This is a genomic window from Ideonella oryzae, assembly GCF_024055665.1.
Taxonomy (GTDB): Bacteria; Pseudomonadota; Gammaproteobacteria; order Burkholderiales; family Burkholderiaceae_C; genus Ideonella; species Ideonella oryzae.
Window position 1 is genome coordinate 43,279 of the sequence record NZ_JAMXMC010000018.1, and the last position, 15,584, is coordinate 58,862.

Consider the following 15,584-nt stretch of genomic DNA (forward strand, 5'->3'; position numbering starts at 1 on the left):
GGGGTCTGCCTGTGAAGGGATCAGAAGGGTTCGCCGACCAGGTCGTGGCCCTCGGCCCCGACGATGCGGACCTTGGCGAACTCGCCGACCTTCAGCTGCACCGAGGCCTTGGCCGGCGGCAGGATGCGCACCGTGCCGTCGATCTCCGGCGCGTCGGCGTAGGTGCGCCCCACCCCGCCGCGGCGGCCCAGGGCCGGCGCGCTGTCCACCAGCACCTGCATGGTGGCGCCCACGCGGCGGCGCAGCCGCTCGATGGAGACCTGCTCGGCCACGGCCATGAAGCGGGCACGGCGTTCCTCGCGCACTTCATCGGGCAACGCGCCCGGCAGCGCGTTGGCGGTGGCGCCATCCACCGGCGAATAGGCGAAGCAGCCGGCCCGGTCGATCTGCGCCTCGCGCAGGAAGTCCAGCAGGTATTGGAATTCTTCTTCGGTCTCGCCGGGGAAGCCGGCGATGAAGGTCGAGCGGATCACGATCTCCGGGCACAGCTCGCGCCAGCGCAGGATGCGCTCCAGGTTCTTCTCGCCGCTGGCCGGGCGCTTCATGCGCTTGAGGACATCCGGGTGGGCGTGCTGGAAGGGCACGTCCAGGTAGGGCAGCACCAGGCCCTCGGCCATCAGCGGGATGACCTCGTCCACATGCGGGTAGGGGTAGACATAGTGCATGCGCACCCAGGCGCCATGCTCACGGGCCAGCTCGCCCAGCTTGGCCGCCAGGTCCAGCATGCGGGTCTTGACCGGCGCGCCGTTCCAGAAGCCGGTGCGGTACTTCACGTCCACGCCGTAGGCCGAGGTGTCCTGGCTGACGACCAGCAGCTCCTTCACCCCGCCCTCGAACAGGGCCCGGGCCTCGTTGAGCACATCGCCCACCGGGCGCGAGACCAGGTCGCCGCGCATGCTGGGGATGATGCAGAAGGTGCAGCGGTGGTTGCAGCCCTCGCTGATCTTCAGGTAGGCGTAGTGCTTGGGGGTGAGCTTGATGCCGGCGGCCGGCACCAGGTCCACGAAGGGATCGTGCGGCTTGGGCACGTGCTGGTGCACCGCGTCCATCACCTCCTGGGTGGCGTGCGGGCCGGTCACGGCCAGCACCTTGGGGTGCACCTCGCGCACCATGTTGCCGCCGTCCGCGCCTTCACGCGCACCCAGGCAGCCGGTGACGATGACCTTGCCGTTCTCGGCCAGGGCCTCGCCGATGGCGTCCAGGCTCTCCTGCACGGCGTCGTCGATGAAGCCGCAGGTATTGACGATGACCAGGTCGGCGCCCTGGTAGGTCTTGGCGGTCTTGTAGCCTTCGGCCGAGAGCTGGGTGAGGATCAGCTCGGAATCGGTCAGCGCCTTGGGGCAGCCCAGGCTGACGAAGCCGATGGTGGGGGCGTCGCCGGGGGTGTTCGGGGTGGCGGCGGCGGTGTCGGGTGCGGAGCTCATGGGGCGGGATTGTCTCAAACCCGCCCCGGCCCCGGTGCGGGACCTACTTCTGCGCCGGCGGCGGCGGGAAGCCGCCGAACAGGTTGCCGGCCTGCTTCTGCATCTGTTCCTGCATCTGCTGGAAGAGCTGCTGAGACTGTTCCAGGTAGCTGCCCATCAGGCCCTGCATCACCGGGGCCTGGCCGCTCATCAACTGGGTCCACATCTCGGGCGTGAAGCTCTTGGGGTCGTACAGGCCGCTGGCCTGCTCGGCCAGCCGGCCCTGCATGTCCACGAAGGCCTGGAGGTTCTTCTCCAGATAGTTGCCCATCACGCCCTGCATGGCGTGGCCGTAGAAGCGGATGATCTGCGCCAGCGAGCGGGCGCTGAACATGGGCATGCCGCCCGCCTCTTCCTCCAGGATGATCTGCAGCAGGATGCTGCGGGTCAGGTCCTCGCTGGTCTTGGCGTCCCGCACCTCGAACTCGATGCCGTCCAGCACCATCTGCTTGACGTCGGCCAGCGTGATGTAACAGCTGGCCTGCGTGTCGTACAGACGCCGGTTCGGGTACTTCTTGAGGATGCGCAGGGCGGCGGTCGAGGCCGCGCCAGCGGCATCCTTGGGCTCTTGCGTCATAAGGCGGCGGGCTCCGATGGGTGGGTGCCCCGCGGGGGCAGGGTTTCAATCGATTCTAGTGGTCGCCCTGGGCCGTCCAGCCCCGGGATTGCACGGTTGGATGCGCTGCAACAAAGGCCAACGGTTTGCGCATCTGTCCATGCGGGAAACCGGCTTCGCGAAACGGTGCGCAGCCGCTAGGCTGTCGGGCTGAACCGTTCCAACCCTCTCACCACAACCTCAGAACGCACCCCCATGAGCAGCGCCGAACACCGCTTCGAGACCCTGGCCGTCCATGCCGGCTACACCCCTGACCCAACCACCAAGGCCGTGGCCGTGCCGCTGTACCAGACGGTGGCCTACTCCTTCGACAGCGCCCAGCACGGCGCCGACCTGTTCGACCTGAAGGTCGCGGGCAACATCTACACCCGCATCATGAACCCGACCACCGACGTGCTGGAAAAGCGGGTGGCGGCCCTGGAAGGCGGCATCGCCGCGCTGGCCCTGGCCTCGGGCCAAGCGGCGGTCACCTACGCCATCCTGACCATCGCCGAGGCAGGCGACAACATCGTCTCGTCCAGCGCCCTGTACGGCGGCACCTACAACCTGCTGGCCCACACCCTGCCGCAGTACGGCATCCAGACCCGCTTTGCCGACTACCGCCAGCCCGAGCAGTTCGAGACCCTGATCGACGAACGCACCAAGGCCATCTATGCCGAGACCCTGGGCAACCCCAAGGGCAATGTGACCGACATCGCCCGCCTGGCCGAGATCGCCCACCGCCACGGCATCCCGCTGATCGTGGACAACACGGTGGCCAGCCCCTACCTGTGCCGGCCGATCGAGCATGGCGCCGACATCGTGGTGCAGTCGCTCACCAAGTACCTGGGCGGCCACGGCACCAGCCTGGGCGGCGCCATCATCGATTCCGGCAAGTTCCCCTGGGCCGAGCACAAGGCCCGTTTCAAGCGCCTGAACGAGCCGGACGTGAGCTACCACGGCGTGGTCTACACCGAAGCCCTGGGCCCGGCGGCCTACATCGGCCGGGCGCGCGTGGTGCCGCTGCGCAACACCGGCGCGGCCATCTCGCCCTTCAACGCCTTCCAGATCCTGCAGGGCATCGAGACCCTGGCCCTGCGCATGGACCGCATCTGCGACAACACCCTGGCGCTGGCCAAGTACCTGCAGCAGCACCCCAAGGTGGGCTGGGTCAACTACGCCGGGCTGGAGGACCACCCTGAGTACCCCCTGGCCAAGAAGTACCTGGGCGGTCGCCCCTCGGGCCTGTTCACCTTCGGCGTGAAGGCGCCGGCCGGCCAGGGCCGCGAGGCCGGAGCCCGCTTTCTGGATGGGCTGAAGCTCTTCACCCGCCTGGTGAACATCGGCGACGCCAAGTCGCTGGCCACCCACCCGGCCTCCACCACCCACCGGCAGCTGTCGCCGGAGGAACTGGAGAAGGCCGGCGTGAGCGAGGACGCGGTGCGCCTGTCGGTCGGCATCGAGCATGTGGATGACCTGATCGCCGATCTCGACCAGGCGCTGGCGGCCGTCTGAAGCCGCCAGCCCGCGTCAGAACGCGAAGTTGGTCGTGACCGTGGTGCCCGTGCCCACGGTCAGCGGCCCGGCCGTCTGCAGCACACCGCCCGATTCCGCGTTCAGCGTGTAGGCGCTGCCGGCCGTGGCGTCGGCAGCGAAGACCAGGCTGCCCCCGGCCACATACGGGGCCACCCAGGGGGCGGCTGCGGGCAGGTCCAGCGCGTAGGCGCCGCTGTCCGCATCGGCCAGGGTGCTGCCCACCACGATCCAGTCGCCGCCGCTCAGGTGCTGCGCGGCGCTGATCTGGGCGTCGACCGAGACGGCCGGCGTGGTGACCACACCGGCCAGCGTGCCCACGCCGGCCAGGGGCGGCAGCAGCGGCATGCCCGATGTGCTGATCGTCGTCACCAGGCCCGAATCGACCGTCACCCCCGTGACCACCAGCGTGGCGAAGCCGGGCGAGGTGATCACGAAGTCGTAGCTGCCCGGGGCCACCGGCTGCAGCAGAAACTTGCCGGTGGCGTCCGGGGCCGTGGCCTTGATGACCACCCCGTCCTGCTGCAGCGACACCGTGGTCAGGCCATTGGCCAGCGCGGCATCCACATAGCCACCCACCCCCGAGATGTAGGCCGGCGTGGCCTTCACCACCGGCTTGAGGATGTACTTGCCCGAGGCACCGGCCGTCACGACCGACTTGCAGGCGTCGAAGTCCAGCACCATGTCGACCATTTGGTTGGCCTGCACGTCCAGGTCCACATTGATCTTCAGGCCCGTCTGCTGGGCGCTCGGCGTGGTCAGCGGCTGTTCGCTGCCCCCGGTGGGCACCACCGAGTTGGCCAACGGATCACTGCCGCTGTTGTCGGCCAGCACCAACCGCATCTGGCTGTAATGGCCTGCGGCCAGGGGCACCTGCCCCAGTTCTGCCAGCACCCCGTTGCTCAGCGTCAGCAGGTCCACCCGCAGCGCCGGATTCAGCGCAATGTCGATCCAGCCCGGATCGCTGTCGGAGGCCGAGGCGCTCTGGTTGACCTGCACCTTCTGGATGGTGACGTTGACCTGGTCGAAACCGCAGGCCGGTGCGTCGGTCAGGCTCACCCGCAGCGTGCCGGTGGAGCCATCGGTGGATGTGGAGGAACCGCCCCCACCACAGGCCGCCAGAAGCGCCGCGCCCGTCAGACTCAGAACGGCCCAGATGCGTCGAAAGTTTGTCATGTCGATACCCCTTCACTCAACGCGGTGACTGTGTAATTTGCACATTTTCCGCCATTCCGATGGCCCGGGCGTCACAAGATGCAAATGGGGCGGCCGCCCCGCCGTGGTCCGTAACATGCTTGCCCAGGCAGCCCAGCGCATCCCGGGCCGCCGCCTCGCCATGTCATCCCGTCCCCCTTCTTCGCCCCGCAAGACGAGCCCGCCCGCGGCGCGCGCCACCAGCGTCCGCCGTCCGGCCCCCGCCCCGTCCAGGGAGGCGGGCCCACCCTCGCCCCTGTTCCGCCCCGCCATGCCCCCCAGCGCTGAGCCGGTGGCCCCACCCCGGCGCACCGTGCGCCAACCGCGCCAGCGCCACCATGCCGGCCGGGCTCAGATCCTGGCGACCATCCGCGCCTCGGCGATCGACGTCTTCAGCCGCCATGGCTTTGCCGGCACCACCATGCAGGCGGTGGCCGAGGGCGCCGGGCTGACCAAGCAGCAGCTGCTCTATTACGCGGGCAGCAAGGACGAGCTCTACGCCAACCTGCTGCACGAGGTGGTCAACGAGTGGCGCGAGGCCTTCTCGCTCACCGAGGAAGCGGGCCACACCCCGGCCCAGCTGCTGCGCGACTACGTGCACCGCAAGCTGCACTACGCCCTGGCCAACGGCCCGGTGTCGCGCATCTTCACCGCCGAGATGCTGGCCGGCGGCACCCACATCGCCCGCTACTGGCCCGAGATGCTGGCCTCCACCCAGAACAAGGCGCGCCTGCTGCAGCGCTGGATGGACGCCGGCCTGCTGCGCCGGCGCGACCCGCTGCTGCTGCTGCAGCAGATCTGGGGCATGACCCAGTACTACGCCGACTACCAGGCCCAGGTGGCTGTGATGATGGGCGCGCAGCCGCCGGTGGACGCCATCGCCGACGAGATCGCCACCACCGTGCTGCTGGCCTGCGGGCTCTCGCCCGACTGAGCTGGCGCCCGGGCCGGCTTCTGGTGCGGCGCGCCTCAAGCGCGTGCATCGCGCACCCCGGGCGTGAGGCCCACCCGGGGCTCCGTCGGCCCCTCGCCCACCCCGCCCCACCGGCGCTGAAGACGCTGCGCCGACGCCGCGCCACCCGGCCCTGGCCCCGCCGTGCTGGCTGGCATCGCGCTTGCTTATTTTGACCAACAGTCAAATTTAAGAGCCAGCTGCCATGCGCGTCCTCGTGATCTTCTGCCACCCGGTGGAAACCAGCTTCAACGCGGCCCTGCACCAGGAGGTCCTGCAAGGCCTGCGCGCCGCCGGCCACGAGGTCGATGACTGCGACCTCTACGCCGAGGGCTTCAACCCCGTGCTCTCGCGTGAGGAGCGCCTGGGTTACCACTCGGTGCCCAGCAACCAGCTGCCGGTCAAGCGCTATGTGGAGCGCCTGCAATGGGCCGAGGGCCTTGTGTTCTGTTTCCCCACCTGGTGCATGGGCCTGCCGGCCATGCTCAAGGGCTTCTTCGACCGGGTGCTGATGCCCGGCGTGGCCTTCGACATCAGCGACCCGGCCCATGTGAAGCCGGCGCTGACCCACCTGAAGCACATCTCGGCGGTGGTGACCTACGGCCGCCCGCGCTGGGTGGCCTGGTACATGGGCGACCCGCCGCGCCGCGTCATCAAGCGCTACCTGCGCCTGCTGACCGGCGGCAGCGCCCGCATCAGCTACCACCCCTACTACCACATGAACGTGGCCACGCCGACCACGCTGGGCGCCTTCAAGGCCAAGGTGCGCGCGGCCATGGAACGCTTCGCCTGAACGCCATGGCCGGCCTTCACCTCCCCTGCGCCGCGCCCACGCGCCTGCTCCACACCCGCCTGCCCCGCTGGCTGCTGCCGGCCCACTGGCCATCGGACAGCGCCGGGCGCCCGGCCCTGGCCTGCCTCACGCTGGCCGCCGGGCACATCGAGCAATTGGCGCCCATGTCTGCGGACACCTCGCCCGCCAGCCCCACCGACTGGGACCTGGCCGGCGCGCCGGTGCTGCCTGGCCTGGTCGATGCCCACACCCACCTGGACAAGACCTTCACGCTGGAGCGCATCGGTCACGTGAAGCCCGGCCTGCTGGCCGCCATCGACGCCATGATGGGCGACCGCGCCCACTGGACCCGCGAGGACATCCACGCCCGCGCCAGCCAGGCGCTGCAGTGGGCCTGGGAGGCCGGCGTCACCCGCATCCGCAGCCACGTGGACTGGTGGGAGCCCGCGCAGGAGCCGCTGGCCTGGTCGGTACTGGGCGAACTGGCCCAGGCCTGGGCCGGCCGCATCCAGCTGGAGCGCGCGGCGCTGGTGCCGCAGACGGCCTTCGAGGACAGCGCCCAGGCCCACCGCCTGGCCCGCCACATCGCCGCCAGCGGCCCCGGCGCCCTGCTGGGCGGCTTCATCCATTCGCACCACTGGACGCCCAGCTCGGCCCGCCAGCTGCTGCTGGCCGCGGCCGAGGCCGATCTGGACCTGGACCTGCATGTGGACGAGGAGCTCAACCCCGCCGCCGAAGGCCTGGCCCTGGTGGCCCGCACGCTGCGCGAGATCGGCTACGCCGGCCGGGCCGTCTGCGGCCATGTCTGCGCGCTGGCGGCCCAGCCCGAGGCCCAGGCCCTGGCCACGCTGGACGCGGTGGCCCAGGCGCCCATCACCCTGGTCTCGCTGCCCATCACCAACCTGCTGCTGCAGGACGCCGTGACCGGCCGCACCCCGCGTCAGCGCGGCATCACCCTGGTCAAGGAGGCGCGCGAACGCGGCATCCCGCTGCTGCTGGCCAGCGACAACGTGGAGGACCCCTTCTGCGCCGTGGGCAGCTACGACCCGGTGGAGGCCTTTGCCACCGGCGTGCAGGTGGCCCAGCTGCCCGAGGCCTTCGACAGCTGGAGCCAGGCCCTGTGCCGGCCCGACTGGCTCGACCGGCGAGCCAGCCCCGGCTGGGACGCCCCGCCGCCGCTGGCCGGCCGCGTGGCCGACCTGGTCATCTTCCCCCGCGCCAGCGCCAGCGGCTGGCCATCGCGTGCGCAGGCCAGGGTGGTGCTTCGCGCGGGCCAGCGGCTCGCTCCCTCTTCCGACGACACGGTGACGCCATGAACGCCCCATCCTCCGCCGGCGCCGCGCCGCTGGCCCGCTACGCCGCCAGCCGCCGAATGGGCGACTACGTGTTCCTGTCCGGCGTCATCGCGGTGGACCCGGCCGCGGGCCGCATCGTGCGCGGCTACGACGACATCCCGGCCGAGGCCGCGGCCCGCATCGGCCGCACCGGCGAGTTCTCCTGCGACATCAAGGAAGGCCCCATCCTGGCCCAGAGCTGGTATGTGCTGGACCGCATCCGCCAGACCATCGAGGCCGAGGGCGGCCGCATGGAAGACGTGTTCAAGCTGGTGCAGTACTTCCGCAACCTGGACCACTTCCCGCTCTACAACCGGGTGCGCAAGCTGTTCTACCCGGACCAGCCCCCCGTCTCCACCGTGGTCGAGGTCAGCGGCCTGATGCCCACCGACGACATCCTGATCGAGGTCGAGGGCACGGCCTACCTGCCCCTGCGCCGCCCGGAGTGAACCCCATGCTGCACGGCTTCTGCCCCGCCCCGCGCTTTCTGCCCTACCTGAGCTGGACGGACATCGCCGCCCTGCCCGACCGGGAGAACACCGTCATCGTGCTGCCCGTGGGCGCCACCGAGCAGCACGGCCCGCACCTGCCCTGCGCGGTGGACACACTGATTGCCGCCGGCGTGGTGGGCCATGCGCTGGCCCAGCTGCCGGCCTCGGTGCCCGCCTTCGGCATGGCGCCCATCAGCTACGGCAAGTCGGAAGAGCACCTGCACTTTCCCGGCACCGTCACCCTCACCGGCCGCACCCTGCTGTCCACCATCGAGGAACTGGGCGAATCGGTCTACCGCGCGGGCTTTCGCAAGCTGCTGTTCGTCAACGGCCACGGCGGCCAGCCCCAGGTGCTGGAGATGGCGGCGCGCGAGCTGCGCCTTCGCCACGGTGACTTCATCGTCGTGCCCAGCTTCACCTGGCGGGTGCCGCATGTGGCCGGCCAGTACCTGAACGAGCGCGAGAAGCGCCTGGCCATGCACGCCGGCCATGCCGAGACCGCGCTGGTGCTGGCCCTGGCCCCCGAGACGGTGCGCATGGACCGGGCCGTGGCCAGCTACCCGCCGGAGTTCCCGTCCAAGCTGCTCTCGCCCGATGGCCGGCCGGCCTGCGCCTGGGCCGCCCGCGACTTTGGCGACAGCGGCGTGATCGGCGACCCGACCCCCGCCACCGCCGAACAGGGCCAGGCCATCCTCGATTCACTGGCCACCAGCTGGGCCCAGGCAATCACCGAGCTGCACGAAGCCCGCTGGCCGGCCCGCAGCGCGCCCACCTGGGAGCGCGGCCAGTTTGCCGGCGAGGTGGCCGGCAGCGCCGCGCCCTGAGCCGTCCACCGCCCCTTTTTCCGGTTTCCCGGTTTCCCCTTCCCCTCCCCGTCCCTTCCCTAGCTGCAGGAGTTTTCACGATGCAACGCCGTACTTCCTTCTCCTTCAAGCGCTCCGGCCGCGTGCTGGCCGCCGGCCTGGCCCTGCTGGCCGCAGGTGCCTCGCAGGCCGCCGAGGAGAAGTTCGTCTACCTGACCAACTGGTTCGCCCAGGCCGAGCATGGCGGCTTCTACCAGGCGGTGGCCACCGGCCTCTACAAGAAGCACGGCCTGGACGTGACCATCAAGATGGGTGGTCCGCAGGTCAACGGTGTGCAACTGCTGGCCGCCGGCCAGGCCGACTGCATCATGGGCTCCAGCCAGCTGCAGATGACCCAGGCCCGCTCCAACGGCGTGCCCATCGTCACCGTGGCCGCGCTGTTCCAGAAGGACCCGCAGGCCCTGATCGGCCATGAGGACGTCAAGTCCTTCGAGGACATGAAGGGCAAGACCATCCTCATCGCCTCGACGGCCCAGCAGGGCTACTGGCCCTGGCTGAAGACCAAGTACGGTTTCACCGACGCCCAGACCCGCCCCTACACCTTCAGCATCCAGCCCTTCCTGGCGGACAAGAACACGGTGCAGCAGGGCTACATCACCTCCGAGACCTACGCCCTGCAGAAGGCCGGTGCCAAGGCCAATGCCTTCCTGATGGCCGATGTGGGCTACCCGTCCTATGCCACCACCGTGTCCTGCATGGACAGCACGGTGGCCAAGCGCAGCAAGGCGGTGCAGGCTTTCGTGCAGGCCAGCATCGAGGGCTGGAAGAGCTACCTGGCCGACCCGGCCCCGGGCAATGCCCTGATCAAGAAGGACAACCCGCAGATGACCGACGACCAGCTGGCCTTCAGCGTGGCCAAGCTCAAGGAGTACGGCCTGGTGACCGGCGGTGACGCGGCCAAGAACGGCATCGGCACCATGACCGAGGCCCGCGTGAAGGAAGGCTATGACTTCCTGGTGGCCAACAAGCTGATCGACCCGGCCAAGGTCAGGGTCGAGCAGACGGTGAACCTGCAGTTCCTCAAGGGCGTCAAGGTCCTGCCCTGAGCCTTGAGCTGTCGCGGACGGCGCGGCGCGCCGTCCGCCCCCTGTCGTCCTCGCACGCGCACCATGGCTGACACCGACACCCCCACGCCCGCGGGCTCGCCCCCGTATGCGGTCGAGATCCTCTCGGCCGAGAAGACCTACCCCAACGGCACCCGCGCGCTGATGCCGGTGGACCTGCGCATCGCCCCCGGCGAGTTCGTGACCCTGCTGGGGCCCTCGGGCTGCGGCAAGAGCACGCTGCTGAAGATGATCGCCGGCCTGCATGCGCCCAGCGACGGCCGCATCCTGCTGTGGCGCCAGCCGGTGGACCAGTTGGCCCGCACCGGCCACGGCATGGACTTCGTCTTCCAGTCGCCCACGCTGATGCCCTGGGCCGATGTGCGGCGCAACGTGCGCCTGCCGCTGGACCTGGCCGGCGTGCCCCGCGCCGAAGCCGATGCCCGGGTGGACGAGGTGCTGAAGCTGGTGGGCCTGGAGAAGTTCGACCGCGCCCTGCCGCGGGCCCTGTCCGGCGGCATGCAGATGCGCGCCTCCATCGCCCGCGGCCTGCTCACCCGGCCGGACCTGCTGCTGATGGACGAGCCCTTCGGCGCGCTGGACGAGATCACCCGCCACCGCCTGGATGCCGACCTGCTGGCCCTGTGGAAGCAGCGCGGCCTCACCGTCGTCTTCGTCACCCACTCCATCCACGAGGCGGTGTTCCTCTCCACCCGCGTGGTGGTGATGGCCGCGCGGCCGGGCCGCGTGGTGGAGGAGTTCACCATCGACGAGCCCTACCCGCGCAGCGCGGACTTCATGGTGTCCGAGCGCTTTGCCGCCCAGGCCCGCCGCCTGCAAGAGAGCCTGCTGCGGGCCAGCCAGGCCGGCCTGGAACCTGAGGAGGTCAGCGCATGAGCCACCCCTCCTCAACCCCGCCCCGCACCCCGCTGCTGCTGCGCCCGCGCGTGCAGCAGGTGGTCTACCCGCTGCTGGTGCTGCTGGTGCTGCTGGGCGCCTGGCAAGGCACGGTGGACGCGCTGGAGCTGCCGGCCTACCTGGTGCCCTCGCCCATCCTGATGTTCAAGACCCTGGTGGAAGACGCGGGCATGCTGATGCCGGCGCTGTGGGTCACGTTGAAGATCACGCTGCTGTCCTTCGCGGCGGCCACCGTCATCGGCGTGCTGATCTCCTTCCTCTTCGTGCAGAGCCGGCTGATCGAGCTGGCCCTGCTGCCCTACGCGGTGCTGCTGCAGGTCACGCCCATCGTGGCGGTGGCTCCGCTCATCATCATCTGGGTCAAGGACCCGACGCTGTCGCTGGTGGTGTGCGCCACGCTGGTGGCGCTGTTCCCGGTCATCTCCAACACCACGCTGGGCCTGCGCAGCGTGGACCCGGACCTGCTGGCCTACTTCCGCATGAAGCGCGCCAGCCGCTGGCAGCAGCTCATCCGCCTGCGCGTGCCCGGTGCCCTGCCCTACTTCTTCGGCGGCCTGCGCATCTCCAGCGGCCTGGCCCTGATCGGTGCGGTGGTGGCCGAGTTCGTGGCCGGCACCGGCGGCAGCGGCGCGGGCCTGGCCTACCAGATCCTGCAGGCCGGCTTCCAGCTCAACATCCCCCGCATGTTCGCCGCGCTGCTGCTGATCTCGCTCACCGGTGTGCTGCTCTTCGCCCTGATGGGCCTGCTGGCCCGCTGGGCCCTGGGCAGCTGGCACAGCAGCGCCCAGGCCCAGGAATGAAGCGCCCCTCTTCGACATCCTCCCCATGACCACCTCCGCCTACCCCATCGACACCCTGCGCGCCGAGCTGCCTGCGCTCGACTGGATCACCGAACCGCACCGCGTGGAGAACCTCTCGCGCGACTTCGCCTGGTACAGCCCGGTGCTGGAACGCACGCTGGCGGGCAAGCACGGCGACATCGCGGTGCGGCCCCGCAGCGAAGACGAGATCCGCGCCGTGGTGGGTGCCTGCGCCCGCCTGGCCATTCCCATCACGCTGCGCGGCACCGGCACCGGCAACTACGGCCAGTGCACGCCGCTGCACGGCGGCCTGATCCTGGACATGAGCGCCTACAACGCCTTTCTGTGGGCGCGGCCCGGCGTGGGGCGGGCGCAGGCCGGCATCCGCCTGGCGGCCTTCGACGACGCCGCGCGGCCGCTGGGCTGGGAGCTGCGCTGGCTGCCCTCCACCTTCCGCAGCGCCACGCTGGGCGGCCTGTTCGGCGGCGGCTTCGGCGGGGCGGGCTCGCTGCGCTACGGCCCGCTGGCCGCGCCGGGCAACATCCTGGCGGTGCGCGCCATGACCGTGGAGCCCGAGCCGCAGATCATCGAACTGCGCGGGCCCGAAGCGCTGGTGATGCACCATGTGTACGGCACCAACGGCATCGTGCTGGAGCTGGAGGTGGGCCTGGCCCCGGCCCACGACTGGCTGGAAGGCGTGGCCACCTTCGACGACTTCGACGCCGCGCTGCGCTTTGGCGCCGACCTGGGGCGCGCCCCGGGTCTGGTGACCAAGGAAGTCAGCTTCATGGCCGCGCCCATCACCGACTACTTCACCAAGCTGGGCCTGCCCCAGGGGCGCCATGCGGTGGTCTTCCTGGCCGCGGAGTTCTGCGAGGAGACCATCGCCCAGATGCTGGCCGAGCGCGGCGGCACGCTGAGCTACCGCGCCACCGCGGCCGAGGTGGCCGCCAGCCGCCGCACCCTGCTGGAGTACGTGTGGAACCACACCACCCTGCACGCCTTCAAGGTGGAGAAGAACCTCACCTACATCCAGAGCGCCTACAACCCCAGCTGCTACCTGGAGCAGGTGCGCACGCTGGCCCAGCGCTTTGCCGGCGAGGTGCAGATGCACGTCGAATTCCTGCGCACCAAGGAAGGCGAGTACAGCTGCAGCGGGCTGGAGATCATCTGCACCCGCGACGAAACCCGCCTGGCCGAGATCATGCAGGCCTACCGCGACAGCGGCGTCGTCATCAACAACCCGCACACCTGCTACGTGGAAGAAGGCAAGCAGAACCTCAAGCTCAACCCGCAGGTGCTGGCCATGAAGCAGCGCTTCGACCCGCAAGGCCTGCTCAACCCCGGCAAGCTCAAGAGCTGGGCCCCGGCACAACCCCTGGCCCAGGAGCCCGCCCATGCCTGAGATCAACGATGCCGACGCCCGCCTGCTGCGCCGGGCCATCGAACTGTCCGCTGTCGCCACGTCGAACGGCAACCGCCCCTTCGGTGCGGTGATCGGCAGCGCCAGCGGCGAACTGCTGGCCGAAGCCGCCAACAGCAACCGCCAGACCGGCGACTGCACCGCCCACGCCGAGGTCATGGCCCTGCACGAAGCCGCCACCAAAGGCCTGTCGCGCGAGGTGCTGGCCCAGGCCACCATGTACGCCTCTGGCGAGCCCTGCGTCATGTGCGCGGGGGCCATCTTCTGGTCCGGCATCGGCCGCGTGGTCTTCGGCATCGACGCGGTGCGCATGCGGGCCTTCCGCAAGTTGGACAGTGGCGCCGGCGACCTGGAATGGTCGTGCGAGGACATCTACGCGCGCTCGCCACGCCCCATCGAAGTGCACGGCCCGGTGCTGCTGGAAGAAGCCACCGCGCCGCACACGGCGTATTGGGCGCGGTTTCAGGCGGATTGAGAGACAGACTCACGCCACCCGGCCACGGACGGGCCCCGTCAACGACGGCCGTCCGGATCGCTCCCGCAGCAATGGATACAGTCGTATGTGCTGCGAGCGATAAACCATGCCATCAAGCCCATCCCGCAGCCAACTGATCATGCAGGCGGCCAAGGCATCGCTTGGTTCGATCGGCTGCCGTCAGCAGCCCAGAGACCGATTTATGGCAATCGGGCTGAAGTCGGCCGGCGCAGAAAAATCACGGGCGGCAGTTCGCGGGATTCGTTTCTGCAGACGATAGAGTTGCTGCGTGAGAAGGCTCCCTGTCCTCCGGCCACGACCGACAAAACCTGATGCGGACTACTACGCCCGTCTATGGCGCGAAGCGCGCTCGTATCGGGTGGACATGGCTCGCAAGCGTTGGTGCGACTTATCCCATCAGCACTTCGACTGGGAGGGGTTTGACGACCATTCTTGGCTCGACCGCCGACGTCACTTGGCGGTGTTGCTCAAGGCTTTTCGCCGAGCCCAGATTGAGCTGAACAGCTTTCCTGGCGAGTACCAGGTGTTTGCTTTGATCACGCCAGGGGACAGCGCCGGAGACGCGGTCTATGTTCACACCCCCAACCCAAACGGCACACCGTTTCCCATGGCGCCCAACGGCGAACGCATCTTTCAGCTGCCGTCCCTGCTGGCCGGGCGCATCGACATGACGCGGTATCAGGTGTTTCGCTCCGGACATGGCTCGTCCGCCACATTCACGATCCTTCTGCAGGCCTGACCAGCTCGATTGATGCAGGACACATCCGGCCAAGAGCAGCCCACTCGCTCAACGTCTGATGCAAGCAAACCCAGACATCGACTGGCCATCAGCATCCTCAAGTTTACGGACTCACTCACACCTCGTTTCGATGAGCCATTTGTCGCTCTGTTACGCAGTGATACCGTGTGTGGGGTTGATCGAAAATTCAACAACGACAGCCACTTGGCGCAGGTTCAACCGGAGATGTTCGGGCGCACCCCGGTTGTTGGTGGCGCAAAATGGGGTCGATAACTAGTTAGACATCAGCAAATGAACGGCCTGCCAAGTCGAGCGCAAGCGCTGGAGATACTTGAACGAGCCATAGCTCTTGAAGGCCCGGGCATCTATGTGCCGCCGAACACTGATCGAACCAGCGTGGCGAACCACATCCGTGGCAACATCTGTGAGCCGTTCGCGGTCCGCGCCCAGGTTATGGAGCCGGGCTTTCCGTTCGCTGGAGTTGGCGAAGAGCTTGACGGCGTCTGCATCGCACACGCTAACGGTCTCTGGCTGGTGTACCAGGAGCCGGAGGATCGCTTTCTCTGCTTCTGGGGAACGAGCAAGGAGTCATTGGGTGCGCACGGTGTCTTCGGCAATCCACTCTACTGTTGGTCCGCATAGCGGCAGCAACATGATGTCTAACTGGGCGTTCGAGCTGACGCTATGCGCCACAGGGCCGCGAAGCGCCCATGCCCATGTTGCGCCTCGCGGCCCTGCGTCGCACAGCGCAGCTCAACTAGGACTACAAGGGCTTCCCCGTCCGTCAAGCCAAACGAATCCCTAGACCCGCACTGCGGGTCTGTTTTTTTTGTGGGGCTTCAAGTACCAACCGGGCTTCGATCAGGCGATGGAAACAACAAGGTGCGGACTGGCCAAACTACAAACGGTCATTCATGTGGCGGTTCGGGCCACGGACCCTGATGAAG

15 protein-coding genes are annotated in these 15,584 nt (G+C 68.8%); 12 read left to right on the forward strand and 3 right to left on the reverse strand.

Annotation, left to right across the window (positions count from 1 at the left end):
- Positions 1-20: 20 nt before the first annotated feature.
- Both rimO and phaR read right to left on the reverse strand, forming a co-directional pair.
- On the reverse strand, positions 21-1,424 hold the full coding sequence (gene rimO, locus M0L44_RS21185) for a 30S ribosomal protein S12 methylthiotransferase RimO (protein WP_252772172.1): 1,404 nt from the start codon (positions 1,422-1,424) through the stop codon (positions 21-23).
- 43 nt (positions 1,425-1,467) lie between these two features.
- Positions 1,468-2,040: a polyhydroxyalkanoate synthesis repressor PhaR gene (gene phaR / locus M0L44_RS21190; RefSeq protein ID WP_252772173.1), complete on the reverse strand. Its 573-nt coding sequence runs from the start codon at positions 2,038-2,040 to the stop codon at positions 1,468-1,470.
- Positions 2,041-2,274: 234 nt separating this feature from the next.
- Here phaR and M0L44_RS21195 point away from each other — a divergent pair, with 234 nt between their 5' ends.
- On the forward strand, positions 2,275-3,573 hold the full coding sequence (locus M0L44_RS21195) for an O-acetylhomoserine aminocarboxypropyltransferase/cysteine synthase family protein (protein WP_252772174.1): 1,299 nt from the start codon (positions 2,275-2,277) through the stop codon (positions 3,571-3,573).
- Positions 3,574-3,588: 15 nt separating this feature from the next.
- Here M0L44_RS21195 and M0L44_RS21200 read toward each other — a convergent pair whose 3' ends face one another.
- Complete coding sequence (locus M0L44_RS21200; RefSeq protein ID WP_252772175.1) at positions 3,589-4,767, reverse strand: DUF4382 domain-containing protein; 1,179 nt, start codon at positions 4,765-4,767, stop codon at positions 3,589-3,591.
- A 289-nt stretch (positions 4,768-5,056) separates the two neighbouring features.
- On the opposite strand from M0L44_RS21200, the gene M0L44_RS21205 reads away from it, so the two are divergent.
- From M0L44_RS21205 to M0L44_RS21255, 11 genes are all read left to right on the forward strand, one after another.
- Positions 5,057-5,719 carry a TetR family transcriptional regulator C-terminal domain-containing protein gene (locus M0L44_RS21205; protein ID WP_252772176.1) on the forward strand — a complete coding sequence of 221 codons (663 nt, stop codon included), beginning with the start codon at positions 5,057-5,059 and terminating at the stop codon, positions 5,717-5,719.
- A gap of 223 nt (positions 5,720-5,942) precedes the next feature.
- A complete protein-coding gene (locus M0L44_RS21210; protein WP_252772177.1) occupies positions 5,943-6,530 on the forward strand; it encodes an NAD(P)H-dependent oxidoreductase in 588 nt (195 codons plus the stop codon).
- A gap of 5 nt (positions 6,531-6,535) precedes the next feature.
- Positions 6,536-7,846: an amidohydrolase family protein gene (locus tag M0L44_RS21215; protein WP_252772178.1), complete on the forward strand. Its 1,311-nt coding sequence runs from the start codon at positions 6,536-6,538 to the stop codon at positions 7,844-7,846.
- Positions 7,843-8,313, forward strand: coding sequence for a RidA family protein (locus M0L44_RS21220; protein WP_252772179.1), 471 nt, complete (start codon positions 7,843-7,845; stop codon positions 8,311-8,313). Before M0L44_RS21215 ends, M0L44_RS21220 begins: the two co-directional genes overlap by 4 nt.
- A gap of 5 nt (positions 8,314-8,318) precedes the next feature.
- Entirely contained in the window at positions 8,319-9,179 is an 861-nt protein-coding gene (locus M0L44_RS21225; protein WP_252772180.1) for a creatininase family protein, read from the forward strand.
- Positions 9,180-9,259: 80 nt separating this feature from the next.
- The gene (locus M0L44_RS21230) at positions 9,260-10,264 is read left to right on the forward strand and encodes an ABC transporter substrate-binding protein (RefSeq protein ID WP_252772181.1); all 1,005 of its coding nucleotides are present in this window, start codon (positions 9,260-9,262) and stop codon (positions 10,262-10,264) included.
- A gap of 63 nt (positions 10,265-10,327) precedes the next feature.
- Entirely contained in the window at positions 10,328-11,158 is an 831-nt protein-coding gene (locus M0L44_RS21235) for an ABC transporter ATP-binding protein (protein ID WP_252772182.1), read from the forward strand.
- Positions 11,155-11,979: an ABC transporter permease gene (locus tag M0L44_RS21240; RefSeq protein WP_252772183.1), complete on the forward strand. Its 825-nt coding sequence runs from the start codon at positions 11,155-11,157 to the stop codon at positions 11,977-11,979. Before M0L44_RS21235 ends, M0L44_RS21240 begins: the two co-directional genes overlap by 4 nt.
- Before the next feature lie 25 nt (positions 11,980-12,004).
- Positions 12,005-13,384, forward strand: coding sequence for an FAD-binding oxidoreductase (locus tag M0L44_RS21245; protein ID WP_252772184.1), 1,380 nt, complete (start codon positions 12,005-12,007; stop codon positions 13,382-13,384).
- Entirely contained in the window at positions 13,377-13,877 is a 501-nt protein-coding gene (locus M0L44_RS21250) for a nucleoside deaminase (RefSeq protein WP_252772185.1), read from the forward strand. The genes M0L44_RS21245 and M0L44_RS21250 overlap by 8 nt, the downstream gene beginning before the upstream one ends.
- A gap of 385 nt (positions 13,878-14,262) precedes the next feature.
- On the forward strand, positions 14,263-14,637 hold the full coding sequence (locus M0L44_RS21255; protein ID WP_252772186.1) for a hypothetical protein: 375 nt from the start codon (positions 14,263-14,265) through the stop codon (positions 14,635-14,637).
- Positions 14,638-15,584: the final 947 nt, after the last annotated feature.

Coding starts and splice junctions, on each gene's coding strand:
- M0L44_RS21235 (WP_252772182.1), top strand. CDS start 10,328: ATGGCTGACACCGACACCCCCACGCCCGCGGGCTCGCCCCCGTATGCG.
- M0L44_RS21255 (WP_252772186.1), top strand. CDS start 14,263: ATGGCTCGCAAGCGTTGGTGCGACTTATCCCATCAGCACTTCGACTGG.
- M0L44_RS21230 (WP_252772181.1), top strand. CDS start 9,260: ATGCAACGCCGTACTTCCTTCTCCTTCAAGCGCTCCGGCCGCGTGCTG.
- M0L44_RS21245 (WP_252772184.1), top strand. CDS start 12,005: ATGACCACCTCCGCCTACCCCATCGACACCCTGCGCGCCGAGCTGCCT.
- M0L44_RS21240 (WP_252772183.1), top strand. CDS start 11,155: ATGAGCCACCCCTCCTCAACCCCGCCCCGCACCCCGCTGCTGCTGCGC.
- M0L44_RS21210 (WP_252772177.1), top strand. CDS start 5,943: ATGCGCGTCCTCGTGATCTTCTGCCACCCGGTGGAAACCAGCTTCAAC.
- M0L44_RS21200 (WP_252772175.1), bottom strand. CDS start 4,767: ATGACAAACTTTCGACGCATCTGGGCCGTTCTGAGTCTGACGGGCGCG.
- rimO (WP_252772172.1), bottom strand. CDS start 1,424: ATGAGCTCCGCACCCGACACCGCCGCCGCCACCCCGAACACCCCCGGC.
- M0L44_RS21195 (WP_252772174.1), top strand. CDS start 2,275: ATGAGCAGCGCCGAACACCGCTTCGAGACCCTGGCCGTCCATGCCGGC.
- phaR (WP_252772173.1), bottom strand. CDS start 2,040: ATGACGCAAGAGCCCAAGGATGCCGCTGGCGCGGCCTCGACCGCCGCC.
- M0L44_RS21205 (WP_252772176.1), top strand. CDS start 5,057: ATGCCCCCCAGCGCTGAGCCGGTGGCCCCACCCCGGCGCACCGTGCGC.
- M0L44_RS21215 (WP_252772178.1), top strand. CDS start 6,536: ATGGCCGGCCTTCACCTCCCCTGCGCCGCGCCCACGCGCCTGCTCCAC.
- M0L44_RS21220 (WP_252772179.1), top strand. CDS start 7,843: ATGAACGCCCCATCCTCCGCCGGCGCCGCGCCGCTGGCCCGCTACGCC.
- M0L44_RS21225 (WP_252772180.1), top strand. CDS start 8,319: ATGCTGCACGGCTTCTGCCCCGCCCCGCGCTTTCTGCCCTACCTGAGC.
- M0L44_RS21250 (WP_252772185.1), top strand. CDS start 13,377: ATGCCTGAGATCAACGATGCCGACGCCCGCCTGCTGCGCCGGGCCATC.